Source organism: Glaciecola sp. HTCC2999, from assembly GCF_000155775.1.
GTDB lineage: Bacteria > Pseudomonadota > Gammaproteobacteria > Enterobacterales > Alteromonadaceae > Opacimonas.
The window spans coordinates 366,650-376,007 of sequence record NZ_DS989812.1; the positions used below are offsets into that span (position 1 = coordinate 366,650).

Genomic DNA, 9,358 nt, shown 5'->3' on the forward strand with positions numbered 1-9,358 from the left:
GAATGAAAATATTAAATAATCAATGCAAACACGCTTTTAAATTGTCTTTGATAATGTGCGGGGCACTATTGAGTGGTTCTGCTCAAGCATTCAATGTACAAGCACATACACAGCAACAACCTATTGCCATCGCTATTCATGGCGGTGCTGGCACTATCACCAAAGCAAATTTATCTGAACAAAAAGCGGCTGAGTATCGGGCTAAACTTGCAGAAGCGTTGCAAGCTGGATATGCCTTGCTACAACAAGGGCAAGATGGTCAAGAAGCGGTTATTGCAGCGATTCAGATTATGGAAGATTCGCCCTTGTTTAATGCGGGCAAAGGAGCCGTTTATACCTATGCCGGCGAGCATGAATTAGATGCATCAATCATGCATGGCGCACAACGTAATGCTGGTGCTGTCGCAGGTGTAAAAACAATCGCCAGTCCAATCAAAGCGGCCCAGGCGGTCATGAATCAGTCGGTGCATGTGATGCTCAGTGGAGAAGGTGCAGAGACCTTTGCCAAGGAACAAGGACTTGCCCAAGTCGATAACCAAACATTTAATACGGAACGTCGTTTAAAGGCGTTACAAAAAGCAAAACAGGCTATCGCTGACCGACAAACTAATTTGGTTAAGTTCCAAGACTACAAGTTTGGGACCGTAGGGGCAGTGGTATTAGATCAATACGGTAACTTAGTCGCAGGTACCTCTACTGGAGGAATGACGGCGAAACGTTATGGTCGTATCGGCGACTCACCGGTAATTGGCTCAGGTACATTTGCAGATAATGACAGCTGTGCAGTTTCATCCACTGGACATGGTGAATATTTCATTCGGTATCAGGTAGCTGCTGATATTTGTGCGCGGATGGCGTATCAGGGAAAGACCTTAACTCAAGCAGCTGATGAAGTGGTTAATGGTGTCCTCGTCGAAGCACAAGGCTCTGGTGGTGTAATTGCGATGGATAGCTCAGGCAATATCGCAATGCCATTTAATACTGAAGGGATGTATCGCGGTAGTATCGATATTCATGGTAAAATCAGCATCAAGATTTACAAATAATTTATTATCAAATGACTAAACCTGCTGAACCTGTTGTCTTACGTGCATCAGACATCGCTGTACCTGCGGATTTTGATGCTCAGTTAAGTGCATGTATGCGCAAAGATGTGTTTCGATTTAAACGTCGATATGCTGATTGTAAGTTGTTAGAAGGTGAAAAACTCACCAACGCATTGTCTAAATTATTAGGTGATATAGAACGTTCCCAAGCACGTGTAAAGACTCGACAACAGGCGTTGCCTAAGATCATCTATCCGGACTTACCGGTCAGTGAACGTCAAGACGATATTAAACAGGCCATTCAGCAGCATCAGGTCGTCATCATTGCCGGTGAAACCGGTTCGGGCAAGACTACGCAAATTCCTAAGATGTGTTTAGAGTTAGGTCGTGGTGTGCGCGGCACGATAGCGCATACCCAGCCGCGTCGACTCGCCGCTAGAAGTGTTGCATCTCGTATCGCTGAAGAATTAGATACAGAAATCGGTCAATCAGTTGGCTTTAAAATTCGTTTTAGCGACCACGGTAACCAAGATACCCATGTAAAGCTCATGACCGATGGGATCCTGTTAGCAGAAATTCAACATGACCGATTTTTGCAACAGTACGATACTATTATCATTGATGAAGCCCATGAACGCAGTCTAAATATTGATTTTCTTTTAGGGTACCTCAAACAGTTATTACCTAAACGCCCTGATTTAAAACTGATTATTACCTCTGCAACTATTGATCCGGAGCGCTTTGCGAAACACTTTTTTGATGCGCCAATTATCAGTGTCAGTGGTCGAACTTATCCGGTAGAAATGCGGTATCGTAGTTTAGTGGATGAGGAAGAAGAGCTTGATTTAGGGCAGGGTATTATCAATGCGGTTTCTGAACTACGAAAAGAAAAACCCGGTGACATTTTAATTTTCTTAAGTGGTGAGCGAGAGATCAGAGAGACGGAGCAGTTACTCAAAAAACAGCCTTGGTCGAATATTGAGATTGTACCTTTGTATGCTCGGTTATCTGCGGCTGAACAAAATAAAATTTTTGCTTCACACCGTGGTCAGCGAATTGTATTAGCTACCAATGTGGCCGAAACATCGTTAACAGTACCTGGAATTAGGTATGTCATTGACCCGGGTTATGCCCGTATTTCACGTTATTCGTATCGATCTAAAGTACAACGTTTACCGATTGAAGCGATTTCACAAGCATCGGCGAATCAACGGGCTGGTCGCTGTGGTCGGGTAGCGAATGGTATTTGTATTCGTTTATATAGTGAAGATGATTATTTAGGACGCAGTGAGTTTACTGATCCAGAGATTTTAAGAACCAACTTAGCCTCAGTTATTTTGAAAATGTTAGCCCTGGGCCTAGGGGATATAAACGCATTTCCGTTTGTACAGCCACCCGATCCACGTTTCATTAATGATGGCTATCGCTTATTACAAGAACTGCAAGCAATAAGTCTGCACAAAAAACATCCTACTTTGACACCTTTAGGTAAGCAAATAGCGCGTTTACCAATTGATCCACGTTATGCCCGGATGGTCATCGCAGCAAGTGCGCATCGCGCGTTACAAGAGGTCGTGATCATTACTGCGGGTTTATCTATCCAAGATCCCAAAGAGCGTCCCAGAGAGAAACAACAAGCTGCTGATGAGTGTCATCAACAATTTGCTGATAAGCAGTCTGATTTTATTAGTATCCTCAATTTGTATGCTGGTTTTTGTGAACAGCAAGCAAATTTGACTCAAAATCAATTACGCAAATGGTGTAAAAGCAATTTCATTCATTACCTGCGGATGCGTGAGTGGCAAGATATTATTTCTCAAGTGAAACAGTCGCTCAAAGAATTGAAACTCGATATGAATCAGCAAACCCCTGATTATGATGATATTCATATTAGTCTAGCCACTGGGCTATTATCGCATTTAGGCCTGAAAGACAAAGGGCGCGAGTATCTAGGCGCACGGAACAGTAAGCTGATGATATTCCCTGGCTCACCGATGGCCAAGCAAGCGCCTAAATGGATGATGGCTGCTGAATTAGTGGAAACCTCGCAATTATTCGCTCGAGTGGTCGCTAAGATTGAACCGCATTGGATTGAACCATTATGCACGCATCTGTCTAAATCCAGTTTGAGCGAGCCATTTTGGTCCAAAAAACAAGGAGCGGCACAAGCATATGAAAAGGTGACTTTGTTTGGTTTGCCGATCATACCACGTCGTACCGTGAATATTTCTCAGCGCGATCCTGTGGTGGCTAAAGGGTTATTTATCTCTGAAGGGTTAGTGAACGGGTTAACTAAACTCAATTATGCGTTCCTACAAGACAATCAGGCATTACTTACCCAAGGTCATGAATTAGAGGCAAAATCACGCCGTCGTGACTGGCTGGTCGATGAAGAGGTCTTAGGTGATTTTTATGCAGAAAAATTACCGGAGCATGTGGTCAGCGAAGCGGCTTTTAGGAAATGGTTTAAACAACATAAAGATATTGATTTACGCTTTGATCCAGAGCTAGTGTTCCGCAAAGATCCTGATGCAGTTTCACCTAATGCTTATCCAGATATTTGGAAACAAGGTAATATAAGTTTACCGCTTTCGTATGTGTTTGAACCGAATCAAGAAGATGACGGCGTCAGTTTACTGATCCCTATTGGGGTGTTGAACCAGCTTAAAAACATCGGATTTGATTGGCTAGTCCCCGGATTTCGTCATGAACTGATTGTGGCACTGATTAAGTCATTACCTAAACGCTTACGCCGTAATTTTGTCCCCGTGCCTGATTATGCTGATGCCTGCTTGGGTGAGTTATCGCCGGTGGACAAACAGGGTGCACCAGTGTCGCTTATCGATGCCCTTACGGCGCGTTTATTTGCCATGACAGGGGTAAAAATCACGCCAGAAGATTGGGCAGAACAAGCAAGCATCAACAATTTACCCAAACATTTAATGATGCGTTTTGTGGTAGTAGATGATAACCAATCTGTGATTGCACACGGTCGTGATTTACCTGTTTTACAAGCTAATTTACAAGACCGAATTAAAGATACGCTAGAACAAGTGGCCAGCCCTGAATTGGAACGCGATAACATTACGCAATGGGATTTTGACTCTCTGCCCGAGTCCTTTACTCACGAGACAGCGGGCTTTGCCATTAAAGGTTATCCTGCATTGGTTGCTAAACGCGGACATGTGGCAATTGAGTTGTTTGATTTACCTCACGAAGCGGAAATAGCGCATCAGTTAGGTTTATATAAATTGATCCAATTATCGATTCCATCTCCGTTAAAATACGTTCAAGAAAAATTACCGAATAAAGCTAAGCTAGGTTTGTATTTTAACCCATTTGGGAATGTGAAAGAGCTTATTGATGATTGTATTTTAGCTGGTATTGCCCAGCTGGTGACACAGTTTCAAGCAGAATCTGCGACGTCGATTCGTGAGCAAACGGAGTTTATGGCGGTGTGCGATTATGTACGAGAGCATATTAATGCCGTGGTACTAGAGATTGCTGCAAAAGTGGAAAAAGGTTTAACATGCGCCAATCGTATTCAAAAATCTACCAAAGGTAGTATACCCCTTAATATGCTAGAAGCAGTGGGTCATATTAAAGCCCATTTAGATAGTTTGGTGTTTAAGCAATTTGTATTTACAGTGAGCTCAGCACGCTTAGATGACTGGCATCGGTATTTGTTGGGGTTAGAGCGCCGAGTAGAGAAACTAAAAGTCGATGCCACTAAAGATCGCATGCATCAGGTACAAATTGATAAAGTGACGGCTCAATATGAAAAAAAATGCCAAAGTATTCAGCATGGCGAGGTAATGACCGATAACTTAATAGAAGTAAAATGGATGATTGAAGAATTACGAGTGTCATTTTTTGCACAGCAATTAGGGACAGCATATCCTATTTCTGTAAAAAGAATCGAGCAGGCTCTCAATTCTGAATAAGTGATTGAATAATTACACCTGAATATATCAATGAAAATTTAGCATAATATTAATTAAGGAAAATGATGATGCTTGCTTTTGATGAAAACCGAAAATATTACCGTTTGTGCTTAAACTCACCTTGTAAAATTACATTAGAGACTGAGATCATTTATGGTATATGCAAAGATATCAGCGCGACAGGTATGTCATTTCAGACGAGTTCTTCAGCACTAATCGAAGGAGCTGTTTTGTTGATTGAAACAAAATCTCAAGATCCCAAAATCCCTTCAATTTTAGCCGATGCAGAGGTCGTTCGTATGAGTAGTATGGATGATGAAAATTATCTAATCGGAGTGAAATTTCTTCAACTGAATTAATGCTCGATATATCACTTATTGGTAAATAAAGGGCTTTTAACAAGCCCATTTGTGTATATTGTGAGGTGGTAGATTTGATTCGGACACTCTAGATAAGAGATAATTCTCAAAACTGGAGTGCATTATGAATGCTAGAAAAAAATATTCAAAAGAATTTAAGTTAGACGCTATCAGCCTAGTGGTTGATCAGAAGTTCAGTCGAGCTGAAGCGGCAAGAAGCTTGGAGATTAATCCAAATCTGATTACCCGTTGGATGAAAGAACACGAACAAGATAATGATGGTCAGGCGTTTCGTGGTAATGGCAAGCTGACGCCAGAGCAAGAAGAAATTAGGCAACTGAGAGCAAAGGTTCGCCAGCTTGAAATGGACAAAAACATTTTAAAGGAAGCAACGGTCTTTTTTGCCAAAGAAATGAAGTAAAGTACCGCTTCATTGCCCAAAATAAGAAGACCTATCCCGTTGACAGAATGTGTCAATTGTTAGGGGTGAAGCGCAGCGGCTTTTACCGTTGGGCGAAGATAGAACAAGAAATAGACCCTACTCATGCTGATATGATCGAGTGGGTGAAAAAGATAGCTGTCGCTAGTGATAACACGTATGGCAGCCGCAGAATGAAGCATGCCCTGAATTGTTTAGGCTATCCAGTGAGTCGCCAAAAGGCGAAGAAGCTAATGCTTGAAGCCAAGGTGTGGGTTCGTTATCGCAAGAAATATAAGGTGACAACAGACAGTAACCATAACAAGCCGTTGTTTGATAATGTGCTCAATCGTGAGTTTACTGTGGATGCGCCTAACAAAGCGTATGTTTCTGATATTACTTACATATGGACGCGAGAAGGTTGGTTGTACTTAGCCATCGTGATTGATTTGTACTCGCGTAAAATCGTTGGTTGGAGCATGAGCTCAAGGATGAAAGCAAAGCTGGTAATTGACGCGCTGAGAATGGCAATATGGCAGCGAAAACCAGAGAAAGGATTAATTGTGCATACCGACCGTGGCTCGCAATATGCCAGTCACGAGTATCGTAAATTACTTAACGCTCATGGCCTAGTTGGCAGCATGAGCAGAAAAGGCGATTGTTGGGATAATGCCGTTGCTGAAAGTTTCTTCGGCAGCTTGAAAAACGAACGGGTTCATTGGCGAAACTACCAAACTCGATACGAAGCACAACAGGATATCTTGAATTACATCACGATGTTCTATAACAGCTATAGACTGCATTCATATCTGGGGTATCAAAGCCCAAATCAGTATGAGCAGGAAATGGTAAAACTACAAAAAGTTGCTTAACTGGGTTGTCCGAAATATGTTGACCACGTCATTGTGATGCCAATTAATTCGAGTAGTTTAAAATACTTGGCATAACAATCCTTTTAAGTAATAACCTTCAGGGAAGTTTGTGGCTACAGGGTGGTCACTGGCTTGTGAGTAACGCTTAATAATTCTTACTTCACGACCTGCATCCAAAGCGGCATCACTGACAATTTTCTGAAACAAATCACTGCTCATTAATCCTGAGCAACTAAATGTACTTAAATAGCCGCCTGAACGGATGGATTTCATCGCGTATAAGTTAATATCTTTATACCCTCTAGCTGCCCGATTTAAACTTGATTTTGAATCGACAAATTTAGGTGGGTCAAGCACGATATGGTCGAACATTTTATCGCTCTGGGCATACTCTCTTAATAGCTCAAATACGTCCTGTTTGATAAAAGTAGCTTGCGCCATGGGTAAATGATTAAGTTCAATATGCGCTTTAGCAATGTCTAATGCGGGTTGCGAAACATCGACGTTAGTTACATGTTTGGCGCCATATTTTAGGGCATACGTTGCGAATGTCCCGGTGTAACAAAAGCAGTTTAAAACATCCGCACCTTCCATGTACTGGGCCGAGATATATCGATTATCACGCTGGTCTAAATAGAATCCTGTTTTATGTCCGTTTTCAATGTCCACAATAATAGACACATCATTTTCCCTAATGGTAATAGGTGCTAGCACTTCACCCTGAACGGGTCCTTTAATCGGTTCTAGACCTTCTTTTTTACGTACGTCAACATCACTTCTATCGTAAATTCTATGTTCAGGAAAACATTTATTTAGCGACCATAAAATTTTATCTCGATGTTTTTCAGCCCCCGCACTCAGTAGTTGCAAGACTAATACATCATCATATTTATCGATGGTTACCCCAGGTAAGCCATCTGATTCAGCAGCAATGACACGATAAGCATTCGTATTCGCTTGATTGATAACGTGCTGACGCGCAGTCATCGCTGTTTGAATACGCTGAGTAAAAAATGCATTATCAATGGATTGCTTCTCATCAAATGTCCAAATGCGAACTCTAATTTGTGAGTCAGGTGAAAATGCACCTCGTCCTAACCATTGATTGTCAGCGCTGTATACATCAACAGTATCACCGCGACGGCACCTACCTTCCGTTCGCTCTACCGCTTTACTAAATACCCAAGGGTGCTTGCGTAAAAGCGATTTTTCTCGGGTAGGGTGTAGATAAACTTTTGACATAATAAGTGCTTAAGTAGTTAATTTTAATGGTTGAATTATACCGACTATTTCATTAGATCAATAGCAGTAATAGTAGATTAGGGTTGACAATAAACAGTGGTTCAAATGTTTCGGTTACGCCGGTTGATATCCATTATCGTCTTGTCCGCTTCCTTTTGCTGCGGCTTCTGCTGCATGTCGTGCAAGTTCATCACAACGTTCGTTCTCAGGGTGGCCAGAGTGACCTTTTACCCAGCGCCAATCAATGTGATGTCCTTTTACTGCCTCATCTAAAGCCATCCACAAGTCGGCATTTTTGACCGGTTGTTTATTACTGGTTTTCCAACCATTTTTACGCCAATTATGGATCCATTGATTAATGCCATTTTTCACGTATTGGCTATCAGTTGTTAGGATGACTCGGCACGGTTTTTTGAGTAACGACAAGGCCTTGATAGGCGCAAGTAATTCCATGCGATTATTCGTTGTGGCAAAATAGCCTTCAGCAATTTCTTTTCGATGTTTACCATACACCATGATTGCGCCATAACCACCAGGTCCAGGATTGCCTAAACAACTTCCATCAGTAAAAATTTGTACTTCTTGCACGTTTGAATAATGCCTTTTGTTTTGAGATTGATATACTATTCACACAATATCATAAATTGAGAGTCTTGCTATGCGTCAAATTGTTTTAGATACCGAAACCACAGGGATGAGTCGTGAGTCTGGTGAACATTTCACGCATGGTCACAGAATCATTGAAATAGGATGTGTAGAACTAGTTGATCGAAAATTAACCGGCAATCATTACCATGTATACATTAATCCTCAACAAGACATCGATCCTGAAGCTATCGCGGTGCATGGAATTACTAATGAATTTCTAGAAGACAAGCCACTTTTTAAAGAAATAGCTCAAGGGTTTATTGATTTTATTGATGGCGCCGAACTAGTGATTCATAACGCACCATTTGATGTGGGCTTTATGGATTTAGAATTTGCTTTGAATCCAGCCACTGCGCTCACTCGAACTGAAAAGTTTTGTACCGTATTAGATACGCTAGTATTGGCTAAGAAAATGCGTCCTGGTCAGCGTAATAATCTTGATGCTTTGTGCCGTGAATATGGCATTGATAATTCTCACCGTGACCTGCATGGAGCGTTATTGGATGCTGAAATATTAGCAGATGTGTATTTGTTAATGACCGGTGGCCAAGAAACGCTATCATTAGAAACCGGTACCAAATCATCATCTGGCTTTGATAATGTAGAGAAGCTTGCACCCCGCACAAGTGCATTAAAAATTATCCATGCAACTGCGGATGAGTTAACGGAGCATGAATCACGCTTGGATATTGTGGAGCAAGCATCAGGTAATTGTCTTTATCGACAGCCATAATGATATTTAATTAAAATATTTTTAGTCAGTTTAATAGAGAAATTATTCCTGAATTTAATGGATTTTTTAGAGTTGAAACGCCCTCAATATGTACAT

Annotated in this window: 7 protein-coding genes; 5 read left to right on the plus strand and 2 right to left on the minus strand. The window is 41.5% G+C overall.

Annotated elements, in window-relative coordinates; translation table 11 throughout:
• The first annotated feature begins 2 nt into the window (after nt 1-2).
• From G2999_RS07945 to G2999_RS07965, 4 genes are all read left to right on the plus strand, one after another.
• The gene (locus G2999_RS07945) at nt 3-1,046 is read left to right on the plus strand and encodes an isoaspartyl peptidase/L-asparaginase (protein ID WP_010180484.1); all 1,044 of its coding nucleotides are present in this window, start codon (nt 3-5) and stop codon (nt 1,044-1,046) included.
• A gap of 11 nt (nt 1,047-1,057) precedes the next feature.
• Complete coding sequence (hrpA, locus tag G2999_RS07950) at nt 1,058-4,990, plus strand: ATP-dependent RNA helicase HrpA (RefSeq protein ID WP_010180486.1); 3,933 nt, start codon at nt 1,058-1,060, stop codon at nt 4,988-4,990.
• 68 nt (nt 4,991-5,058) lie between these two features.
• On the plus strand, nt 5,059-5,349 hold the full coding sequence (locus G2999_RS07955; protein WP_010180488.1) for a PilZ domain-containing protein: 291 nt from the start codon (nt 5,059-5,061) through the stop codon (nt 5,347-5,349).
• A 124-nt stretch (nt 5,350-5,473) separates the two neighbouring features.
• Nucleotides 5,474-6,639 (plus strand): IS3-like element ISApr1 family transposase gene (locus G2999_RS07965; protein WP_076611658.1). Its coding sequence is split into 2 segments (ribosomal slippage): nt 5,474-5,720 and nt 5,720-6,639, totalling 1,167 coding nucleotides; the frame shifts between segments, so codons are not numbered across the junction.
• 57 nt (nt 6,640-6,696) lie between these two features.
• Here the strand turns inward: G2999_RS07965 and G2999_RS07970 are convergent.
• Nucleotides 6,697-7,884, minus strand: a complete 1,188-nt coding sequence (locus G2999_RS07970; protein ID WP_029257461.1) for a class I SAM-dependent rRNA methyltransferase — start codon at nt 7,882-7,884, stop codon at nt 6,697-6,699.
• 111 nt (nt 7,885-7,995) lie between these two features.
• On the minus strand, nt 7,996-8,469 hold the full coding sequence (rnhA, locus tag G2999_RS07975; RefSeq protein ID WP_010180492.1) for a ribonuclease HI: 474 nt from the start codon (nt 8,467-8,469) through the stop codon (nt 7,996-7,998).
• Between the two features lie 70 nt (nt 8,470-8,539).
• Between rnhA and dnaQ the strand changes: the two genes are divergently transcribed.
• Entirely contained in the window at nt 8,540-9,262 is a 723-nt protein-coding gene (dnaQ, locus tag G2999_RS07980; RefSeq protein WP_010180494.1) for a DNA polymerase III subunit epsilon, read from the plus strand.
• Nucleotides 9,263-9,358: the final 96 nt, after the last annotated feature.

What these genes read in the sequence shown, in the direction of transcription:
- hrpA (WP_010180486.1), top strand. Translation starts at nt 1,058, where the DNA reads ATGACTAAACCTGCTGAACCTGTTGTCTTACGTGCATCAGACATCGCT.
- G2999_RS07945 (WP_010180484.1), top strand. Translation starts at nt 3, where the DNA reads ATGAAAATATTAAATAATCAATGCAAACACGCTTTTAAATTGTCTTTG.
- G2999_RS07955 (WP_010180488.1), top strand. Translation starts at nt 5,059, where the DNA reads ATGCTTGCTTTTGATGAAAACCGAAAATATTACCGTTTGTGCTTAAAC.
- dnaQ (WP_010180494.1), top strand. Translation starts at nt 8,540, where the DNA reads ATGCGTCAAATTGTTTTAGATACCGAAACCACAGGGATGAGTCGTGAG.